The organism is Brevundimonas sp. Leaf280, assembly GCF_001422455.1.
Taxonomy (GTDB): Bacteria; Pseudomonadota; Alphaproteobacteria; order Caulobacterales; family Caulobacteraceae; genus Brevundimonas.
Genome location: NZ_LMNC01000003.1, coordinates 34,963 through 54,643, shown reverse-complemented (window position 1 = coordinate 54,643; position 19,681 = coordinate 34,963). Strand labels below are relative to the sequence as shown.

The 19,681-nt window shown below is 65.8% G+C and carries 14 protein-coding genes; 4 read left to right on the top strand and 10 right to left on the bottom strand.

Annotated features, from left to right (window positions below; translation table 11 throughout):
* Positions 1-402: 402 nt before the first annotated feature.
* Complete coding sequence (locus ASF31_RS14435) at positions 403-654, top strand: hypothetical protein (protein ID WP_156355937.1); 252 nt, start codon at positions 403-405, stop codon at positions 652-654.
* 242 nt (positions 655-896) lie between these two features.
* Here ASF31_RS14435 and ASF31_RS06330 read toward each other — a convergent pair whose 3' ends face one another.
* From ASF31_RS06330 to ASF31_RS06295, 8 genes are all read right to left on the bottom strand, one after another.
* Positions 897-5,363 carry a YadA-like family protein gene (locus tag ASF31_RS06330; protein ID WP_055753882.1) on the bottom strand — a complete coding sequence of 1,489 codons (4,467 nt, stop codon included), beginning with the start codon at positions 5,361-5,363 and terminating at the stop codon, positions 897-899.
* Between the two features lie 126 nt (positions 5,364-5,489).
* Complete coding sequence (locus tag ASF31_RS06325; RefSeq protein ID WP_055753881.1) at positions 5,490-7,238, bottom strand: PAS domain-containing protein; 1,749 nt, start codon at positions 7,236-7,238, stop codon at positions 5,490-5,492.
* 542 nt (positions 7,239-7,780) lie between these two features.
* The gene (locus tag ASF31_RS06320) at positions 7,781-8,221 is read right to left on the bottom strand and encodes a hypothetical protein (protein WP_055753880.1); all 441 of its coding nucleotides are present in this window, start codon (positions 8,219-8,221) and stop codon (positions 7,781-7,783) included.
* A gap of 87 nt (positions 8,222-8,308) precedes the next feature.
* Positions 8,309-8,695 carry a DUF6491 family protein gene (locus ASF31_RS14715; RefSeq protein ID WP_055753879.1) on the bottom strand — a complete coding sequence of 129 codons (387 nt, stop codon included), beginning with the start codon at positions 8,693-8,695 and terminating at the stop codon, positions 8,309-8,311.
* A 25-nt stretch (positions 8,696-8,720) separates the two neighbouring features.
* Positions 8,721-10,553: a tRNA (5-methylaminomethyl-2-thiouridine)(34)-methyltransferase MnmD gene (gene mnmD / locus ASF31_RS06310; RefSeq protein ID WP_055753878.1), complete on the bottom strand. Its 1,833-nt coding sequence runs from the start codon at positions 10,551-10,553 to the stop codon at positions 8,721-8,723.
* An 85-nt stretch (positions 10,554-10,638) separates the two neighbouring features.
* Positions 10,639-10,944 (bottom strand): hypothetical protein, encoded by a 306-nt coding sequence (locus tag ASF31_RS06305; RefSeq protein WP_055753877.1) that lies wholly within the window; start codon positions 10,942-10,944, stop codon positions 10,639-10,641.
* Positions 10,945-11,042: 98 nt separating this feature from the next.
* Positions 11,043-11,909 carry a flagellar motor stator protein MotA gene (gene motA, locus ASF31_RS06300; RefSeq protein WP_055754172.1) on the bottom strand — a complete coding sequence of 289 codons (867 nt, stop codon included), beginning with the start codon at positions 11,907-11,909 and terminating at the stop codon, positions 11,043-11,045.
* An 86-nt stretch (positions 11,910-11,995) separates the two neighbouring features.
* Positions 11,996-13,795: a long-chain-acyl-CoA synthetase gene (locus ASF31_RS06295; protein WP_055753876.1), complete on the bottom strand. Its 1,800-nt coding sequence runs from the start codon at positions 13,793-13,795 to the stop codon at positions 11,996-11,998.
* Between the two features lie 325 nt (positions 13,796-14,120).
* Between ASF31_RS06295 and ASF31_RS06290 the strand changes: the two genes are divergently transcribed.
* On the top strand, positions 14,121-14,684 hold the full coding sequence (locus ASF31_RS06290) for a hypothetical protein (protein ID WP_156355935.1): 564 nt from the start codon (positions 14,121-14,123) through the stop codon (positions 14,682-14,684).
* A gap of 57 nt (positions 14,685-14,741) precedes the next feature.
* Here ASF31_RS06290 and ASF31_RS06285 read toward each other — a convergent pair whose 3' ends face one another.
* A complete protein-coding gene (locus ASF31_RS06285; protein ID WP_055753874.1) occupies positions 14,742-16,064 on the bottom strand; it encodes a sorbosone dehydrogenase family protein in 1,323 nt (440 codons plus the stop codon).
* 12 nt (positions 16,065-16,076) lie between these two features.
* Complete coding sequence (locus ASF31_RS06280) at positions 16,077-16,628, bottom strand: lipocalin family protein (protein WP_055753873.1); 552 nt, start codon at positions 16,626-16,628, stop codon at positions 16,077-16,079.
* A 148-nt stretch (positions 16,629-16,776) separates the two neighbouring features.
* Here ASF31_RS06280 and cysD point away from each other — a divergent pair, with 148 nt between their 5' ends.
* Together cysD and cysN are read left to right on the top strand one after the other, a co-directional pair.
* Positions 16,777-17,745, top strand: a complete 969-nt coding sequence (gene cysD / locus ASF31_RS06275; RefSeq protein WP_055753872.1) for a sulfate adenylyltransferase subunit CysD — start codon at positions 16,777-16,779, stop codon at positions 17,743-17,745.
* Positions 17,745-19,658: a sulfate adenylyltransferase subunit CysN gene (gene cysN / locus ASF31_RS06270; protein WP_055753871.1), complete on the top strand. Its 1,914-nt coding sequence runs from the start codon at positions 17,745-17,747 to the stop codon at positions 19,656-19,658. The genes cysD and cysN overlap by 1 nt, the downstream gene beginning before the upstream one ends.
* The last annotated feature ends 23 nt before the right edge of the window (positions 19,659-19,681 follow it).

Below are 19,681 nucleotides of genomic sequence, written 5' to 3'. Positions count from 1 at the left end.
ACTGAAGGCCAGCTAATGCTGGCCTTCTTGCGTCAACAGTCTTGCAGCCACCTGTCTCAAATCAGGTGCGGTGATCTGCCGATTCGCAGATGCGCAGCGGATCTTGGCTTAACGCCGGCGACCGGACATTCAGCCCCTTGAGATAGGCGACGTTGGCTCAGGGGGCCAGGTCGGCCCGGGGCCCCCAACCTGCGCCGCCGGGCCGCCGAACTGGCGACCCGCACCGAGGAGGCGGTCACCCGCGCCGTCGAGGTCACGGGGCGAAGGATTTGACAGAAGGACTCTGCGCGGCGTCGCCGGACACATTATCGACCTCAGCCGTCGCTTCCTCGAAGTGATCCGCCCTAAAGCCGAGAGCTGACCTCGGACGAAGCCCTCCCCACTTCGATGGACCGGAGGTCGTTGAAGATCGACCGCCGTGGGCGCAAACCTTCGTTTCACGAAAGCGGGAGCGACGCGGCCAAGGCTTGGCGCGTCGAAGGTGGTGCATTGCACGAAGACATTCGAGAAGCCGAATCGACACCCCCCTGGAGCATCCGCCTTCGGAACCGGCTGGGACTGGTTGCCTCCAACGCCCTGACCGTGCTGGACGGCGTCTTCCGCCCCACGCCCTGGTTATCTTCCATCGGCTCCCCAGCGATCGAACTAGAGTAAGAAGGGGCAGGTGAAGGATGGCGAACCCGGATCGCCCGTCTTTGTCTCAGCATCTCGTGATAGCAATCGGCCAAATCGAGAAGTTGTTCGTCTGTCAGACTGTCGCCCAAGGCCATGAAGCGCGCTTTCATCGCATTAAAATCGTCAGCGCTGATCAAGGGAGAACGGGAGGTCGGCATTACGTGTGCAATCAATAGGGTGTCACCAATAAAGCGGGGGAGCCTTTGCTCCCCCGATCCGTATCAGAATCTCCAGCCGATACCGGCGTTGGCGCCGACATGGTTCTGGGTGTCGAAGGTCGCGCCGGCCCGGAAGACCATGGAGCCGTCGCCCAGGGCGCGGGAGTAGCCCATGGCCATGGCCGATTGGCCCTCGTAGGTGCCGTAGCCGACCGCGAACATCGACTTGCCGCGCTCGGCGATCTGCGGCATCCCGGCAGCCGCCAGAGCGCCCGCCGTGCCGGCGAAGGCCAGCTTGCGGACTTCCTGGACATTGTAGTTGACCGCCGCCAGCCGCATGTCGGTGTAGGTGTTCGACTGCTGGATCGCTTCGTTCATGCTTTCGCGCAGCTGCAGCACATTGACGGCATCGGTATCGGCGACCCCGGCGGCGACGTTGCTGACGGTGACCGCCGGCCCATTGCTGCGACCCAGGACGACGCGGGTCTGACCCTGGTCGGCGTACTGGAGCGAGTTCTGACCCAGGGCCAGGGCGTTGTCGGCTGTGGCTTGGGCCGTCGCGACGGCCTGGTTGGTCTGGAAAAGCTGCGATCCGTTGACGGCTTGCGTGGACGTGGCCGTCACCGCGCCTGCCGCGACATTGTTCAGCGTCACCGGGGCCGAGGCGTCGCCGCCCTGGAAGGTGATGCTGTTCGTGCGGCCCCCGTTCGCGTCGGTGTCGTACTGCACCGCATTGGTCGCCGCGAAGGCCAGTTGGTAGATCTGGCCGCCGTTGACGGCGTCGGTCGAGCCAGCGGCGATACGGCCGTTGGCGACATTGTGCAGACCCACCGCGCCGCCGCTGGCGCCGACCAAGGTGAGGTCGTCGGAGCGGACGCCGCCGTTGGGGGTCTCGGGGTCGTCGCTGTCACTATATTGAACGGGGCCTAGGCTGCCGTTGGCGATGTTGTTCGTCAGATTGGTGATCGCCGTGGTGTTGAGCGCGACCTGAGTGTTGGTCGCGTGCAGCTGCGATCCGTTGACGGCGTCTGTCGAGGTCGCATTGACCTGTCCTGCGGCGACATTGGTGATGGTCGTGCCGTTGGCGCCGGCCAGAGTCAGGGTGTCGCGGTTGGCCGTGTCGTAAGAGACGGCGGCGCCGGCCAGGGCGTCCACCCTGTCGGAGACGCCTTGCAGCTGAGCGACATTGACGGCGTCGGTCGCGGCCGTGCCCGCAGCGACGTTGGTCAACTGCCGTTCGGCTCCGGCCGAGCCGAACGAGACCGAACCGACCGACGATTGAAGGCCCGTGACGCCCAGCGCCGCATAGTCCGTTTGGGCGGCGCGATCGGCGACGCTGCCTGCGCCAAGAGCAATGCTGTTGTCGGCGTTGGCCTGGGCTTCAGGGCCGACGGCGACGCCGTCCTGACCTTGAGCGGTCGCTGGCGCGAGGTTCGAGTTGACGGCCAGATAAACGCTGGACCCACCGCCGACCGGAGCCGCCGACAGGGCGTTCAAGAAGGCCTGGATGCTGGCGTATTGGACGCCCTGATAGGTGATGGCGACGCCCAGGGTGTTGGTCAGCGGATTGAACGCGGAGCCGCCGCCGAAGCCGGCGGCGAGGCTCTGGCCGAGCGCGAAGGCTTGGCCGCCGGTGACGGCGTCAGTTGAGCCCGAAGCGATCAGGCCGGCGGCGACGTTATGCAGACCGACCGGACCGGCCAGGGCGCCGACGAGGGTCACGTCATTGGTCGCCACGCCGCCGTTCGGAACCGCGGGGTTTGCGGGGTTCGAATACTGAACCACGCCGATCGCGCCATTGTTCAGGTTGTTGGCGATGGTGGTGATGGCCGTCGTGTTGGTGATGATGTCGGCGGTGTTGTCTGCGACCTGAGCGTTGGTCGCGAACAGCTGGGCCCCGTTGACGGCGTCGGTCGAGGCCACGCTCAAGTCCCCGGCCGCGACATTGCTGATCGTGGTGCCCGCAGCGCCCGCCAGCGTCAGGGTCTCAAAGCTGGGATCGTCATAGACGACCGCCAGAGCCGAGACGGCGGCGATATCGGCGATCGCCGTCGTGTTGACGGCCACCTGGGTATTAGTGGCGAACAGCTGTGCGCCGTTGACGGCCTCGCTCGACGTCGCCGCAAGCGCGCCGGCGGCGACGTTGCCGATCACGGTGCCATCCACGCCGGCCAGGGTGACGCGGCCGGCCAGAAGATCGTCGTACATCACCGCCGTATCGGACAGTTCGCCAAGGTTCGTCGTCAGATTGGTGATGGCATTGGTGTTGATGCCGACCTGGGTGTTGGTCGCGAACAGTTGTGCGCCATTAACAGCTTCGATCGACGTCGCCGAAAGGGCGCCGGCGGCGACGTTGCCGATGACGGTGCCGTCCACGCCGGCCAGGGTGACGCGACCGGCCAGAAGATCGTCGTACATCACCGCCGTATCGGACAGCGTTCCGAGGTTCGTCGTCAGATTGGTGATGGCATTGGTGTTGATGCCGACCTGGGTGTTTGTGGCGAACAGCTGCGCGCCATTGACGGCTTCGGTGGACGTCGCCGACAGGGCGCCGGCGGCGACGTTGCCGATGATGGTGCCATCGACGCCGGCCAGGGTGACGCGACCGGCCTGAAGATCATCGTACATGACGGCCGTGTCGGACAGGGCGCCGAGGTCGGTCGTAAGGTTGGTGATCGCCGTGGTGTTGATGCCGACTTGAGCATTGGTGGCGAACAGCTGAGATCCGTTGACGGCCTCGGTCGACGTCGCCGTCAGCGCGCCGGCGGCGACATTGCCGATGACGGTGCCGTCCACGCCGGCCAGGGTCACACGGCCGGCCAGCAAATCGTCATACATGACCGCCGTATCCGACAGGACGCCGAGGTCCGTCGTGAGGTTGGTGATGGCCGTGGCGTTCAAGCCGACCTGGGTGTTTGTGGCGAACAGCTGAGATCCGTTGACGGCCTGGGTGGAGCCGGCGCTGAGGTCGCCCGCCGCCACATTGGTGATGACCGTGCCGCCGATGCCGGCCAGAGTCAGGCTGGACGCCGTGAGATCGTCATAGGCGACGGCGATATCGGCCAGGGCCTGCAGGTCGTCGGATACGCCCAACAGCTGGCCGACATTGGCCGCGTCGGTCAGCGCCGAGCCGGCCGCGACGTTCGTCAGCTGACGCTCGCCGCCCACGATCCCGATCGAGACCTCGCCTGCCGAGGTCTGTGGGACGTCCAGGCCGAGAGCGGCATAGCCGATCAGGGCGCCTCGGTCGGCCGTGCTGGATGCGCCTAGGGCGATGCTGTTGTCGGCGCTGGCCGAGGCGGCGGGGCCGACGGCGGTCGAGTTCAGCCCGCCAGCCAAGGCGCCGCCGAGAGCGGAGTTTACCGACAGGAAGGGCGTCCCGCCGCCCGGTGTCGTGAAGATGGCGTCCAACGCCTCCTGGACGCTGCTGTACACCACGCCGTCGTAGGTGAGGCCGATGTCGATCGTGCTGGTGGCGGGGTTGAAGAGGGTGCTGCCGCCGATCTCGGCCGCCAGGCTCGAGCCCAGGCCGAAGAGCTGGCCGCCGGTGACGGCGTCGGCGGAGCCGAGGGCCAGAAGGCCCGACGAAAGATTGGTGATGCGCGTGCCTCCTGTTCCGCCCAAGGTCAGGGTGGCGGCCGTGGCGTCGTCATAGGTGACAGCCAGATCGGCCAGGGCCTGAAGGCTGGTGGAGACGCCCTGAAGTTGGCCGACATTGACCGCGTCGGTCAAAGCCGAACCGGCCGCGATATTGGTCAGTTGGCGTTCCGCCCCAGCAGCGCCGAAAGACACCTCGCCGACGGAGGTCTGCGGCGTCGAAAGCCCCAGGGCGGCATAGTTGGCCAAGGCCCCGCGCAGGGCGGCGCTGTCGGCGCCGAGGGCCAGGCTGTTGGCGACCGCCACGGACGCGTCCGCGCCCAGGGCGATGGAGCCCGAGGCCCCGCCCAGAATCTCCGCTTCGCGGCCAAGCGCGATCGCATCGACCGCCGTGGCGGCCGTCAGGGCGCCATTGCCGAAGGCGATGGAGTTGAGTTCGCCGGCGATGGCGACGGCGCCGCCGGATCCCAAGCCGGTGATGCGATTGCCGCCGATCGAAATCCCCTGCTCGGTCTCGAGGGTGAAGGCGTCGGCTTGGTTGATGCAGGCGTCGGGGAGATTGACGACGTTGCCGTTCACATCGAGGACGCTCAGGCGGATGTCCTGACCGCTGGCCGCGTTGTTCAGCAGAGTGGTCGCGTTGAGATTGAGGCGTGGCGCGAGGACGGAGAGCAAACCGTTGATTGACGTCTCTAGGGGGGTAGCGATCCCGGTGATCACAGGGCGCATGATATCCGTCACCGCTGAGCGGGGCAGAGCCACGCCCGTGCACACATCGACGATGCTCGTCTGCGCCCGAGCTGGCGCGGCCACGGTGAAAAGCCCCAGGGGGACGATCGCGCCCAGGGCGTATACAGCGGCGACCAGCAGGCGCGTGGCTAAGGCGGCGGTTCTGATGGGCTTTTGTCGGTCAGTCGTCGAACGGGTGTGCATCGTGATCCTCCCAGCGGCGGGAGGCGCATCAACGGCTCCCGATCGGAGAGGCTAATGCGGGCTTCGGCACAATCGTGACGTGTTCACGATTCCCTGGCGTTTGCGCGAGGGACATACTTTGCGTGCTTAGTATCGGTGCTTAAGTCGGACTGGTGAAGGGGTGAAAAAGTCTGACGCCTGGCTGACCGACTTCAAACCCAGCTTATCGAGCGCCTTGCCGCGATGGTAATCCACGGTCCGGGGACTGATCCCCAAGGCGCGTCCGATCGTCTTGGACGTACCGCCTTCAACAGCCAGTTCTAGGATCTCTTGTTCACGGCGGGACAGCCGTGCCAAGGCCTGCTTGGTAGGCCTACTAGGTAATGTTAAGTCGTTGTCTATCGACGGCAATTTACAGTGCGCTGCAATGGCGGCAACGTTGGCGTCATCGCTATCTGCATAGGACAGCAGGTCTGCGACCCCAGCGTTGTGAAGGGCGATAATTTCGCGCGGCGTCGCCAGCGGATCCCCCAGTATGACCAGCGGCGTATCGGGCAGTTCGCGACCAACCACCTCGGTCGCTCGCAGAATGTCCACGACGGTCGAGTCGGAACAATAGACGACGGTTTGGACGCCGGTGCGTGTCCTGAGCGTCTGATCCAGCGCGCCGGTTACATCCACGCGAACCTCCTCTCGCTCGAGCGCGCGACGCACCTGACAACCCCGACGAGCAGGATCGATGAACAGAACCGCCCTGCCAGCCTGGGTGCGGATCCGGGACTCGCCGACGAACCGACTGATGGATCCGTCCGCATCGATCAACGGGAAGGCCGTGTCCTCGACCGAAAGCAGGCTCCCGCTCTTATCACGCACACGATAGGCAGCCTCCGTGGACCTGCCTGTCATCAGTGTCTCGAGCGCGGACCGGAACGCGGGGCGGTCCTCTTCCAGAACCGCGGCGAGTTGGTCGCTCCAAGCCATGACGGAGGGGCGATCCCCGGGCCAGGCGGCCTGGGTGTCGATGTTGAGGAAGCGACGGGTCCAATCGGAGACATCGACGGTCCAGAGTAGTCGACGTTCAGGCGCAATTGTTTCCGCGTCCAGCGCTTCCACAGCCGCCGAGTGCCATTCGGACAATTCGCCGCGCGCGTCGAACTGGGGAAGCGTGCGCACAGTGAACCAGGTGTAAGCGCCGTCCGCCCTACGGAGCCGATGCCGGCTTTCGAAGGGCCTGGCCAAGGTAAGAGCCCGACCCCAGTCGGCGATGATACGGTCTCGCTCAGCGGGGTGCAGCCAGCCCATCCATCCGTCTGTCCGCGCCTGTTTCAGGTCAGCCCCCAGATAGGTCTGACACCGCTCATTCATCCATCGAATTACGCCACGGCTGTCCAAACGCCACAGGAATAGGGGGGCAAGGTTGGCTAAAGACTCGAGGGTGGACTCCGCGGTCAGCAGACGCGCTCTAAGACTTCTTTCTTCGGTAACGTCCCGAAGAACACAAAGCACAGCGTGAACCTTGCCGTTGCGAGCAATCGGGGTGATCGCCGCCGTCACCCAAATCTCTCGTGCAGCGTCCGGTCGATCGATATGGATCTTGATATCGTCTGCCGTTCCTGCGCCGCCGCTCCAAGCTTGGGCGACAGTCGCTGCAAGTTGCGTCGATAATGAAGGCGCCATTTCAGCGAATACGCCGCCCTGTACCGCCGACAGGGGTAGCAAAGTGCGACAAGCGTCGTTGAAATAGATGGACGCCCCGGCGCCGACGATCACGAGGGTTGGAAACGCTTGGCGCAGCATCGACTCGACTGCGTGGATCATCCAGTCACGATCATAGTCTTCTGAGACGCCGGTCGCTTCCCCCGATCGCGCGAGCCCTTCGGCCATAGCGTTGATCATGAGTTAGTCCTCCAGAACCGGAAGCTTGGTCATCGAGTCACAACTTGAGGTAAACAGACTACCCAACAGACCGATTGCAAACACAAGCTTTGCTGGAACTGAATCGAACACTTTCGCGTGTCGCGTGCATAACCACGAGAGCTGACAGAGCACTCTAGATGTCGGTAAGCCCCAACACCTCGTTGTCGGAGGACACGACGACGCTGATCAACAGTCCAGTGCTAACTGCAGCATCAGACCGAATGATGTTTCTAGGGTTGAGCTGCCTTTGATTGCCTACTCGCGTGCCGATGCAGGCTCACTGCGAGCTATAGCGAAGGACCAGCCGACCTCCACCGATCGGCGACCCAGTCCGTATCGCCAAGTTCGCGCTCTCAAGATTTTTAGCTCAATGTTCCCATTCTCAGAAACTATGAACCAACCAGCTCATATTCTCAAAAATTGTGACCGGGCGATCTCAAGAATTTTTGAACCGCGCTTGAAAAAGCCGTTTCGTTTCAGCGAAGGCTTTCTCGTCAAATATGACGCGGACCAGGCGCGGCCTACTGGCCGCGTCCGCCCGCGATGAAGGCCTGGATGGTGGGAAACGCCGCCGTCTGGGGCCGCATGTCCTCACAGGCGAAGGATTTGATTGCGCCATAGATGCCGCCGGCCGGCGTCGCTTCCCACGGCGTATCCTCGGAATAGCGATCGGTTTCCGCCCCGTCCGCGCCATAGGTCACCGTCGCGCCCGAACGCGACTGGCCGTCCGAACACCGCACTATGACCTCTTCGGTTTCATGGCTGAGATTGGTCGCCTCCCCGCGCGCGGGCACCCGCGCCATCCGCGTCGTCGCCACGCCGTCCACCGGCGTCAGCGCACCGATGTCCACCAGATAGACGGTGGCGTCGCTGCGTGAAAACGCGGCCCAGCTTTCGGCCGCCGATGGCGATGCGATCGCCGCCGTCGCCATGATCGCCGCCACGCCAACTGTTCTGATCATTCTCTTCCCTCCCCAGGCAAGGCGTTCATTTCATACCCGCGCGCGCGAGAATTCAATCTCTCCCGAAAGCTCCGAAAGCGTTTTCGATCAGGGCCGATCGCGAGACGGCAGGGCCTCGATCTCTGCGGTCGTCAACTTCTTTGCGATGCGCACGCGGCACGGTTGAGGGCCCGTCGCTGGGCTGAGCAAGGCGGCCTGATCGCCGGGACACAGGCGGCTGGATCCGGCGACAGGTTCCAGTGCGATCGACAGGGCGCGGGTCATGTCGCGACAGAAGGGGGTTTCGATCTGGAACACCCCGGCGTCGGCTGTGCGGACATACAGGGTCTGGTCGTTCGGCGCGGTGAAGTTGCGCACCAGATTGGGCCGGAAGCACTGGCTGGCGTCGGCGCGGCTGGCCGTCGCCACGCCCGGCGACGGCGCACAGGCCGACAGTACGAGGAGAGCCGCAGACGACAGAATGAGGCGATGCATAGTCAACTCCTGAACAAGCCCCGCTTCATCCTGCGCGCGTCGGCGAGGATGATGCAAGGGCGTCCGCCAGAACCGAAGACCGACGGGGCGACACGCGCGCCGCCAGATCTCGCGGCAGGGGCGAGGGCTGATCAAGGATGAGGGCGGCGATATGCTCGCCCAGCAAGGGCGCGACGCAGAAACCGCGCGACCCCAGCCCGCCGAGCACATAGAGGCCGTCATCGAGAGCGCCCGCAACAGGCAGGCGATCCGGCGTCGTGGCGCGGACTGCGGTTCGGCTATGGGTTGGCCCGGCTGCTGCGACGCGTTCGGCCAGATCCGGCAGGCGCGCTTCCAAGGTCGCCAGATTTCGCGCGCTGTCGTCGTCGCTCGGCGCCGTGCCGGTGTCGCCCCGATCATGGGTCGCGCCGAACAGTACCCCTTGGCCCGTCGGGACCGCATAGCCGCCCCAGGCCATGGGGTGGACGGTCACGTCCCCGTCGATCCAGTCCGCCTGCCCCCGCACGGGCGACAGGCGCGGCGTCTGGTCGAACCCTTCCAACAGGGCGGCCGATCCCCAACCGGCGGCGAGAACCACCGCATCGACCTCGCCCAGCACCGCGTCGTTTTCGCCGATCAGCCGCCAGCGGCCGTAGGCGCGCTCCAGCCGCATCACGCGCTCAGAGCGCATCTCCGCGTCCGAAAGCCAGTACGAGAGCACCGCCGCAGGGCGCAGCGCGAACGCCCCCTTCATCAGCAAACCGCCCTGCCCCGTCGCTTCGCCGGCTATAGCTGACGCCGCCCCGTCGTCCAGCACCGCCATGTCATCGTCATTCCAGATCGGCTGGCGAGCGATCTTTTCGAACCGGACCGCATCCCGCGGCGCCTGGGGGAGTTGCAGCACGCCGTGGCCCGTTACGGCATCCGGGATCGAGGCATACAGATGTGCCGCCCGCTCCAGCGCCTGGGCGTGCAGGGCGGCGATGCCGAGGTCGCCGGCATCCAGGCGCGGCGTAACCAGGGCCGCCGGAAAGCCGGAGCCGCCCGCGCCGGGACGCTCACCCTCGAACACCACGGCCCGGAGGCCCTGCGCCTTCAGCGCGCGCGCCACCGATGCGCCGGCGATACCCGCGCCGATCACGGCGACACGGGGCGGCGGTGACGGTTCGAACACTGAGGGGAGACGCGCCTCAAGCCGCTCGCGCTTGCGGCCATGACCGGGGCGCTTCTCGACGATGAAGCCCTGCCCGGCCAGGCCCCGCCGCACGGCTCCGGCGACGGTGAAGGTGGCCAGGCGCGCGCCCGGCGCCGAGCGCTCGGCGATCAAGGCCATCACTTCGGGCGACCACATGCCCGGGTTCAGCGCAGGCGAGAAACCGTCCAGGAACCAGGCATCTGCCACCCCCGACCACTGCTCCAGCGCCCAGGCCGCATCGCCCACCGCCAGGTCCAGCACGGCGTCGAAGCCGGGCAGATCCACCCGGTGAAAGCCCGGCGTCGCGGCCGGCCAGTTTGCGATCAAGGCCTCGGTCGCCTCCGCAAGTTCCGGCCAGGCGCCCAGCGCCCGCGCCGCTTCCGCCGCCGTCAGCGGAAACCCCTCGATAGAAAAGATGTGCAGCCGCCCGCCCTCGGGCCGCGTCCGTCGCCACAGATACAGCAGGGCGGCGATGTTCAACCCCGTGCCGAACCCCAGCTCGGCCACCGTGAAATGATCCCGTCCCATCCAGGCGTCCGGCAGGCCGCAACCTTCCAGAAACACCGCCCGCGTTTCGGCCAGCCCGTCGTCTCGCGAGAAATAGACGTCGCCGAACCGGCCGGAGCGCGGCTCGCTCTCTTCGGTCCAGGTCAGCAGGGGCGAGGCGTCATCATCAGGCGTCATCGCGCGGCTCTAGCACCTTCGTCGCCGACATGAAAAAGGCCGCCCCCGTCGGAGCGGCCTCTTTGGGCTTTGGTTTCGACGCGGCCTAGTGGGCGGCCGCCGGACCATGCGCAGGTTCGGCCGGCGCGACGGGAACCGGCGCCGCGGCGGAGGCGTCGGCGCCCTGCATCGTCGTGGCCGCCTGGGCGGCGGTGTCTTCCTGAATGGCCTGATTGGCCGCCGCTTCGGCGTCCTTGGCGGCCTGATCGACCGTCAGCGCGGCTTCTTCTGCGCTGCCGGCGGCCTCGACCGCATCGGTGGCCGGCGCTTCGGCCTTCTCTTCCGGGGCCTTGCTGCAGGCGGACAGCACCAGGAGCGCGGCGGATGCGGCGACGAGGGCTTTGATACGCATGAAGATGTCTCCGAAGCTTGCGAGACCGGAACGTCTCTTGGCGCAAACGATAGGGCCGCCGCGCGCGGCAGGGCAAGTTAAGATCAGGAAAGTCGGGATCAGTCGGCGGTGATGCTGTTCAGCGCCTCTTCCATCTCGCCGAACGACGGCTGCGCCGATGACGGGATGTCGCCCCGGCCGATCTCGACCGAAATCTGGGCGGCGTTGCCGTGCAGGTGAGCGACCAGCACCGACTGGATGATCTTATAGTAGGCGGCTTCCTCATTGATGATCGCCGTCAGGCGCGCCGCGAACGGACCGACCAGACCATAGGCCAGGAACACGCCCATGAATGTGCCGACCAGGGCGCCGCCGATCATGCCGCCCAGAACCTCGGGCGGCTCGGTGATCGAACCCATGGTCTTGATGACCCCCAGCACGGCCGCGACGATGCCCAGCGCCGGCAGACCGTCGGCCAGGTTCTGAAGCGCGTGGGCGTTTTCCAGATGCTCGTGATGATGCTTTTCGAGCTGCTTTTCCATCGCATCCTCGACCTGGTGCGGATCCTCCAGGTTCATCGTCATCATCCGCAGGGTGTCGCAGATGAAGTCGACGGCGAAATGGTCCTTCAGCACCTTGGGGTACTTCTGGAAGATGGTCGATTCCTTGGGCTTTTCGATATGGCTTTCTAGCGCCACCACGCCCTTGGATTTCATCGTCTTGGTCAGCTGGAACAGCAGCGACAGCAGGTCCTTGTAATCCTGCTTCTTCCACTTCGGCCCGGCGAAAGTCTTGCCCAGCCCCGCCATGGAGCCCTTGATCACCGGCAGGGAGTTGGAAATCAGGAAGGCGGCGATGCCCGCCCCGCCGATGGCCATCAGCTCGTGCGGCGCGGCGTGCAGGATCACTTCGAACTTGCCGCCCGAAATGGCGTAGCTGCCGAAGACGAGGCCGAACAGCAGCACGATGCCGATGATCTGGAACATGGAGGCGAACAATCCTGACGCGAGAGGTCGGGACTATCGCCATTAATCATTAAGACGGCGTTTCGCGAACGCCGCCTTCCCAGTCGTTACAGACGGCTTTCGCCCTTCAGGATGGCGTTGCGCCCGGCCGCCGTCAGCTTCTGATAGCCCGCAGCCCCGCCCCGCACATAGAGAGCGGCGCCGGTCTTGGACGGATCGAACCCATCGACCACCAGATCGGCCTTGCGATATTTGAAGGTGCCGGTCGTCTCCGCCGACTTGATCAGACGCACAAACACCGGCTGAGCATAGGCGGGCAGCTTGGCCTCGACATGGTCGGAGAAGGCCTGCGCGTCGAACTTGCCGTCCACCACCAGGGCCGCCATCCCGGCCTTGCCGTCCTGGGCCGGAACGGGCACGCCATAGACTATGGCTTCGGTCACGCCCGGTGCGTCCATCAGCACCTGTTCGACCTCTGAGGTCGAGACGTTTTCGCCCTTCCAGCGGAAGGTGTCGCCCATCCGGTCGACAAAGTAGAAATAGCCTTCCTTGTCCTGCTTCATCAGGTCGCCGGTGCGGAACCAGCGGTCGCCCTTCTTGAACACGTCGGTCAGGATCTTCTTCTGCGAGGCGGCCTTGTCGGCATAGCCCGAGAAGTCGTGGCGGATGTCGTTGCCGATCAGGCCGATGGCCTCGCCGACCTCGCCGACGCGCGCCAGGCGACACAGACCGTCCGAGCCGCGGATGGGCTGTTCGGTCTCCACGTCGAATTCGACCAGGCGAATATTTATCTGCGACTTCAGGAAGCTCGGCACCCGACCGATCGCGCCCTGTTTGCCGTCGAAGTTGAACAGCGACACGTTGCCTTCGGTCGAGCCATAGAACTCCAGGATGTCAGGAATCTTGAACCGGCTCTGGAAGTCGGGCCAGACATCGGCGCGCAGGCCGTTGCCGAACGCCAGACGCAGCTTGTGCTTGGTCTCGTCCTCGTGCGGCGGGCAGTTGACCAGATAGCGGCACAGCTCGCCGATATAGACGAACATGGTCGCGCCCGACGAGCGCACGTCGGGCCAGAAGGTGCTGGCCGAGAACTTCTTGCGGATCACCAGCCGCGCGCCGTTCAGCAACGCCGCGCCCACGCCGACCAAGCCGCCGGTCGAGTGATACAACGGCAGGACGTTGAAGATCCTGTCCTCAGGCGTCGAACGTGTGGCGCCGGCGAAGGCGCGCATGTAGGTGCGGGCGCGCGAATGCGGAATCCGCGCCGCCTTGGGCAGACCGGTCGTGCCGGAGGTGTAGATATAAAGGGCGGTGTCGCGGTTGGTCAGGCCTTCGCGTGCCGACTTGGACGGCCGCACCGAAGACCCGCCGCGCACGGGCTTGTCCAGGCCGCGACGGTCGCTGGTCTCCAAATCGTCGGTCAAGCCCAGAACCCAGAGCGCCAGGTTGTGATCGACCAGAGGCCGCGCCTCCTCGATCTGACGCCAGCAATCCTCGTCCGCGACGACGTTGAAGGCCTTGGAAATGGCTAGGCAGTGAGCCAGCCCCTGCCCGTTCAGATTGGTGTTGATCAGGGCCGTGGCGATGCCGACCTTGGAGAAGCCGATCCACGCCGCCAGATACTCGATCCGGTTGGTCATCATCAAAGCGATGGTGTCGCTGCGACGCAGGCCCCGGTTCTTGGCCCAGTGGGCGAAGCGGTTGGCCATGGCGTCCAGGTCGCGATAGGTCAGGGTGCGCTGACCGTCGTCGATGGCGATGTTGTCGGCGAACTTGTCGACGGCTTCTTCGAAGTCGTCGCAGAGCAGGACGTCGCTGTCCAACTCAATCGGCTTGATGCGTTTCAACAGACGGAACAGGCCGCGCGCAAACCGGACATCCCTACGGATATTGGCTACAAAACCCATGCGCGCCGTACTCCGGTCAATGCGTGTTCCACCCGGTCCGGTGATGGACGAAGGCGGCCGGTCGGGTCAACCGTAGGGTCCGCAATCCTTCGCGAACCTGACGAATTGCCGCCCAGCCGTGATCCATTTGTTCGGTTGACGCGGCGGAAATCCAGAGCACCGCCCTGCTTTTTATTGCCGCATTGACGGCAAATGCGGCGGCCGCGCGCACGGTCTTCGCCCCATTCCGGGCGGAAACGGTGTTTCTTCGGGGCTTTTGCGCTTCACGCGGAACGCCGTTGCGGAACGGCGGGTTGGTTGATCGACGTTATGGAGGACAGAAACAATGTCTATGACCTATGCCAACGCCAATACCGAAGCCCGCGCTGACGACAAGACCTTCGTTCCGCGCTACGCCCGCACGACCAAGTCCAAGAAGTCGGTGAAGACCTGGATGATCCTGGCCCCGATCGGCGCAGTGGTGCTGCTGGGCAGCGGCGTCGCTATGATGATGGGCGGCGAACAGGCCGCTCCCGCCCAGCCCGCCGAGACCGCCGCACCGGCCATGCAGACCGCGCCCGCCGCGATGACGGCCGCCCAGGCGCCGGTCACGCCCGCCCCGGCCGAGGTCGCGCCCACGCCGGCTGCGACCCCGACGCCCGCCGCCGCGCCTGCGCCGGTCGCTCGCCGCGCCGAACCCGTGGCCCGTCGCGCTGCGCCAGCCGTTGAACGGCCCGCCGCCGCCCGTGTTGAGACGCCGGCTACACCCTCGGGTCCGCAACCCTACACCGCGCCGGCCGCCTCGACGGCGAGCACCAGCCGGTTGAACGCCGCGCCTGCGGCCTCGACCCCGGCTCCGGTCGTCACCACGCCCGCCGCTCCCGCGATCACGGTCCAGCCGCTGAACTGATCTCAGCAGAATAATGGAAAGCCCCGGTTTCGGCCGGGGCTTTTTCTATATCGACGTTCAGGCGCCGCTGACGCGCCAGATGACATTGCCCACGTCGTCGGCGACCAGCAGCGCGCCTTGCCGATCAATCTGCACCCCGACGGGCCGGCCCTGAGCCTGACCCCGAGCGTTAAGAAATCCGGTCAGAACATCCTGCGGCGGCCCGGCGGGACGTCCATCGACGAACGGCACGAAGATCACCTTGTAGCCGCTGCGCACGCTGCGGTTCCACGATCCGTGCTGGCCGACGAAAACGCCTGAGCGCAAGGCTGGCGGCAACAGGCTCGCGCTCTCGCTGAATGTCAGCCCCAGCGACGCCGTGTGCGCGCCCAGGGCGTAATCCGGCCGGATCGCGCGCGCGACCATCGCCGGATTGGCGGGTGGGCGCGTATCGACAGTCTGGCCGTAATAGCTCCACGGCCAGCCATAGAAGGCGCCCGGCGTCACCGACGTCATATAGTCGGGCACCAGATCGTCGCCGATTTCATCACGCTCGTTGACCGCGACCCATAGCTGGCCGGTCTGAGGGTTCCAGTCCATTCCGACCGGATTGCGCAGGCCCGAGGCATAGACCTGCCGCGCGCCCGTCGCTGGATCGATCTCCAGGATGGCGGCGCGGTCGACTTCCTCGTCCAGGCCGTTTTCGCCGACGTTGGAGTTGGAGCCGACCCCGACATAAAGCCGCCGGCCGTCCGGGCCGGCGACCAGGCTCTTAGTCCAGTGGTGATTGCGGCCGGCGGGCAGGTCCGTGATCTTCGTCGCCGCTGCGTCGATCTGCGTCTGGCCGCTCTGATACGGAAAGGCCACCACCGCATCGGCGTTGGCGACGTACAGGCGGTCGCCGACCAGAGCCATGCCGAACGGCGAGTTCAGTCCGGTCAGGAAATCGCTCTTGATCTCCGCTGAGCCGTCGCCGTCCGCGTCCCGCAGCAGGACGATCTTGTTGGGGCTTGGGACACCGGCGCCAGCCTTGGCCATGACCTTGCCCATCACCCAGCCACGCAGACCGCCCTTCTTGTCTTCGGGCTTGGGCGGTGCATTCGACTCCGCGACCAGAATATCGCCGTTGGGCAGGCGATAGAGCCAGCGCGGGTGATCAAGGCCGGTCGCGAACGCCTGTACGCGCAAACCCGCCGCCGCGACCGGCGTCGCGCCTTCGGGCCAGCTCGACGCCGGGGCGATGTTGACGGTGGGCAGCAAGCCCTGACGCGGCGCCGGCAGTTGCGGGTCCGGACCAAACCCCGCCGCGACGGGCAAGGCTGTCCCGCCCGCGCAGGCCCCCAGACCGATCACCGTCGCGAGCAGTGTCGAGGCGAACAAGACCGTCCGGGAAGAGCGCATGGCCTTTGATCCTTACCGCGCCGGTTGGGCCGGGAACTCCAGACGACTGACGTCGTATCCGAGGGCCCGCGCCCGTTCGGTCAAGGCGCGCACCTGCTGCTCGCTGGGCAGTTCACGCGTGTAGATGAACAGGCGCTCGAACGTCGGATCGGCCGAGATGAACCAGCTGTAGTCGTCCGCACGGTCCAGCACCCAATAGTCCCAGGTCACGAACCCGGCCAGATATTTAACCCTCAGCTTGGCGTTGGTGCCCGGATCGAGGATTTCACCCCGTCCGCCGATGGCCTTTTCCTTGCCGTCCGGCGTGCCGACCTGACAGGTGTCGCGCACATCGACGCGCGTGCCCTCGACCGGCGTATAGATCGACGCGCCGGCGACGCAGCCGTCGGTCAACCGATCCGGCAGACGCGCGACCTCGTGCCAGCGCCCGGACCACAGACGTTGCACATCCACCGGCTTGGCCGGCTGGGGCGCGCGATATTCGGATGGAGACGGTGCGGTCACGCATCCCGCCAGCGCGATCGCGGCGGCGGCGGAGGCGGCGAGGGATTTCAGGCTGGGCATGGGCGTTTCCGTTTCGAAGCCATAAGCCGCTTTCAGCGACCCTGGTTCCGTTACGCTCCGACGACGAAATCGGACGCTGCGGGCCGAAAATCTCCTAGCGGGGAGCAGGAACCCTCGCTTGTTCCCTGGCGCGCATTGGCGTTGTCACATGGCGTTCGACGGAGACGCCCCGGTGACCACCGCCACCCTGACCAGAAGACCTGCCGCCCTGTCCGCGCCGCGCCTGACGCACCTACAGCGCCTGGAGGCCGAGAGCATCCACATCCTGCGCGAGGTGGCGGCCGAGTCCGAGCGTCCGGTCATGCTGTATTCGATCGGCAAGGACTCGGCCGTCATGCTGCATCTGGCGAAGAAGGCCTTCTATCCGTCCAGGCCGCCCTTCCCGCTTCTGCACGTCGACACGACGTGGAAGTTTCGCGCCATGTACGCGATGCGCGAACAGGCGGCGGCCGATCTGGGCGTCGAACTGTTGGTCCACCAGAACCCCGACGCCCTCGCACGCGGCATCAACCCCTTCGATCACGGCTCGGCCCTGCACACGTACCTGTGGAAGACAGAAGGTCTGAAACAGGCCCTGAACCAGTACGGCTTCGACGCGGCCTTCGGCGGCGCCCGTCGCGACGAGGAGAAGTCGCGCGCCAAGGAGCGCATCTTCTCCTTCCGCACGGCCGAACACCGTTGGGACCCCAAGAACCAGCGGCCCGAGCTCTGGCGGCTCTACAACACGCGCAAACGGCCGGCCGAGAGCATTCGCGTCTTCCCCATCTCCAACTGGACCGAGCTGGATGTCTGGCAATACATCCACCTGCAGCAGATCCGCATCGTGCCGCTGTATCTGGCCGCCGAACGGCCGGTGGTGGAGCGGGACGGCGCCCTGATCATGGTCGATGACGACCGCTTCCGCCTGCGGCCCGGCGAGACGCCGCAGATGAAGTCGGTCCGGTTCCGCACCCTGGGCTGCTACCCCCTGACCGGCGCGGTCGAGAGCACGGCCGCGACCCTGCCAGAGCTCATTCAGGAAATGCTTCTGACCACCACGTCGGAGCGTCAGGGCCGGATGATCGACCACGACCAGTCCGCCTCGATGGAGAAGAAGAAGCAGGAGGGCTATTTCTGATGGCCCACCAATCGGATCTGATCGCCCGCGACATCGACGCCTATCTGGACGCCCACCAGCACAAGAGCCTGCTCCGCTTCATCACTTGCGGCAGCGTGGACGACGGCAAGTCCACCCTGATCGGCCGGTTGCTGTACGACTCCAAGATGATCTTCGAGGATCAGATGGCGGCGCTGGAGGCCGACAGCCGCCGCGTCGGCACGCAAGGTGGCGACATCGACTTCGCCCTTCTGGTCGATGGTCTGGCCGCCGAGCGGGAGCAGGGCATCACCATCGATGTCGCCTACCGCTTCTTCTCGACCGAAAAGCGGAAGTTCATCGTCGCCGACACGCCAGGCCACGAACAGTACACCCGCAACATGGTCACCGGCGCCTCGACCGCCGACGCCGCCGTCATCCTGATCGACGCGCGTCGCGGCGTTCTGACCCAGACCCGCCGCCACGCCTATCTGGTCAGCCTGCTGGGCATTCGCCACGTCATCTTGGCGGTGAACAAGATGGACCTGATGGGCTGGTCCCAGGCTGTGTTCGACTCCATCGTCGCCGACTTCCGCGCCTTCGCCGGTCAGATCGGGCTGAAGACGTTCGACGCCATTCCGATGTCGGCCCTGCGCGGCGACAACATCACCGAACCCAGCGCTCATTCGCCGTGGTACGCCGGCCCGCCGCTGATGAGCCTGCTGGAAACGCTGGAGGTCGGCGACGCTCTTCAGGCCGATCCGTTCCGCCTGCCGGTGCAGTGGGTCAACCGGCCCAATCTCGACTTCCGCGGCTTCTCCGGCCAGATCGCCGCCGGGACCGTGCGGCCGGGCAATCCGGTGCGCGTCCTGCCGTCCGGCAAGACCTCGACCGTGGCCCGCATCGTCACCGCCGACGGCGACTTGAGCTTGGCCGTGGCCGGACAGTCGATCACCCTGACCCTGGCCGACGAGATCGATGTCTCGCGCGGCGACGTGCTGGCCAGCGCCGACGCCCCGCCCGAGGCGGCCGACCAGTTCGAGGCCACCGTGGTCTGGATGGACGACGAGCCCCTGCTGCCGGGCCGGCCTTACCTGCTCAAGATCGGCGCAAAGCTGGTGGGCGCCACGATCACCGAGCCCAAGCACAAGGTGAACGTCAACACCCTGGAGCAGCAGCCCGCCAAGCGGCTGGAGTTGAACGAGATCGGCGTCTGCAACCTGTCGCTGGACGCCCCCGTCGCCTTCGCCCCCTATGTCCAAAACAAGGATCTGGGCGGCTTCATCCTAATCGACCGGATCTCGAACCGCACGGTCGGGGCGGGTTTGCTGCACTTCGCCCTGCGCCGCGCCCACAACATCCATTGGCAGGCTTTGTCGGTCGACAAGGACGCGCGCGCCACGATCAAGAACCAGACGGGCCGCGTCGTCTGGCTGACCGGCCTGTCCGGCGCCGGCAAGTCGACCATCGCCGATCTGGTGGAAAAGCGGCTCCACGCCGACGGTCGCCACACCTATCTGCTGGACGGCGACAATGTCCGCCACGGCCTGAACCGCGACCTGGGCTTTACGGAGGAGGACCGGGTCGAGAACATCCGCCGCGTCGCCGAAGTGTCCAAACTGATGGTGGACGCCGGCCTGATCGTCCTAGTCAGCTTCATCTCGCCCTTCCGCGCCGAACGCCGTCTGGCCCGCGATCTGCTGGGCGAGGGCGAGTTCGTCGAGGTCCACGTCGACACGCCTTTGGCGGTGGCCGAGGCTCGCGACGTCAAGGGTCTGTACAAGAAGGCCCGCGCGGGAGAGCTCAAAAACTTCACCGGCATCGACAGCCCCTATGAAGCGCCCGAACACCCCGAGATCGTCGTGGACACCACCACCATGTCGCCCAAGGACGCCGCCGAGCGCATCGTCGCCTGGCTGGATGGGCGCTTCTCGACCGAGGACTTCGCCATCTAGGTTCGGAACCTTGACCGTTCGCC

Bases quoted from the DNA above. Each gene is read 5' to 3' on its own strand.
- ASF31_RS06330 (WP_055753882.1), bottom strand. From the start codon at position 5,363: ATGCACACCCGTTCGACGACTGACCGACAAAAGCCCATCAGAACCGCC.
- ASF31_RS06325 (WP_055753881.1), bottom strand. From the start codon at position 7,238: ATGATCAACGCTATGGCCGAAGGGCTCGCGCGATCGGGGGAAGCGACC.
- ASF31_RS06320 (WP_055753880.1), bottom strand. From the start codon at position 8,221: ATGATCAGAACAGTTGGCGTGGCGGCGATCATGGCGACGGCGGCGATC.
- ASF31_RS14715 (WP_055753879.1), bottom strand. From the start codon at position 8,695: ATGCATCGCCTCATTCTGTCGTCTGCGGCTCTCCTCGTACTGTCGGCC.
- mnmD (WP_055753878.1), bottom strand. From the start codon at position 10,553: ATGACGCCTGATGATGACGCCTCGCCCCTGCTGACCTGGACCGAAGAG.
- ASF31_RS06305 (WP_055753877.1), bottom strand. From the start codon at position 10,944: ATGCGTATCAAAGCCCTCGTCGCCGCATCCGCCGCGCTCCTGGTGCTG.
- motA (WP_055754172.1), bottom strand. From the start codon at position 11,909: ATGTTCCAGATCATCGGCATCGTGCTGCTGTTCGGCCTCGTCTTCGGC.
- ASF31_RS06295 (WP_055753876.1), bottom strand. From the start codon at position 13,795: ATGGGTTTTGTAGCCAATATCCGTAGGGATGTCCGGTTTGCGCGCGGC.
- ASF31_RS06290 (WP_156355935.1), top strand. From the start codon at position 14,121: ATGTCTATGACCTATGCCAACGCCAATACCGAAGCCCGCGCTGACGAC.
- ASF31_RS06285 (WP_055753874.1), bottom strand. From the start codon at position 16,064: ATGCGCTCTTCCCGGACGGTCTTGTTCGCCTCGACACTGCTCGCGACG.
- ASF31_RS06280 (WP_055753873.1), bottom strand. From the start codon at position 16,628: ATGCCCAGCCTGAAATCCCTCGCCGCCTCCGCCGCCGCCGCGATCGCG.
- cysD (WP_055753872.1), top strand. From the start codon at position 16,777: ATGGCGTTCGACGGAGACGCCCCGGTGACCACCGCCACCCTGACCAGA.
- cysN (WP_055753871.1), top strand. From the start codon at position 17,745: ATGGCCCACCAATCGGATCTGATCGCCCGCGACATCGACGCCTATCTG.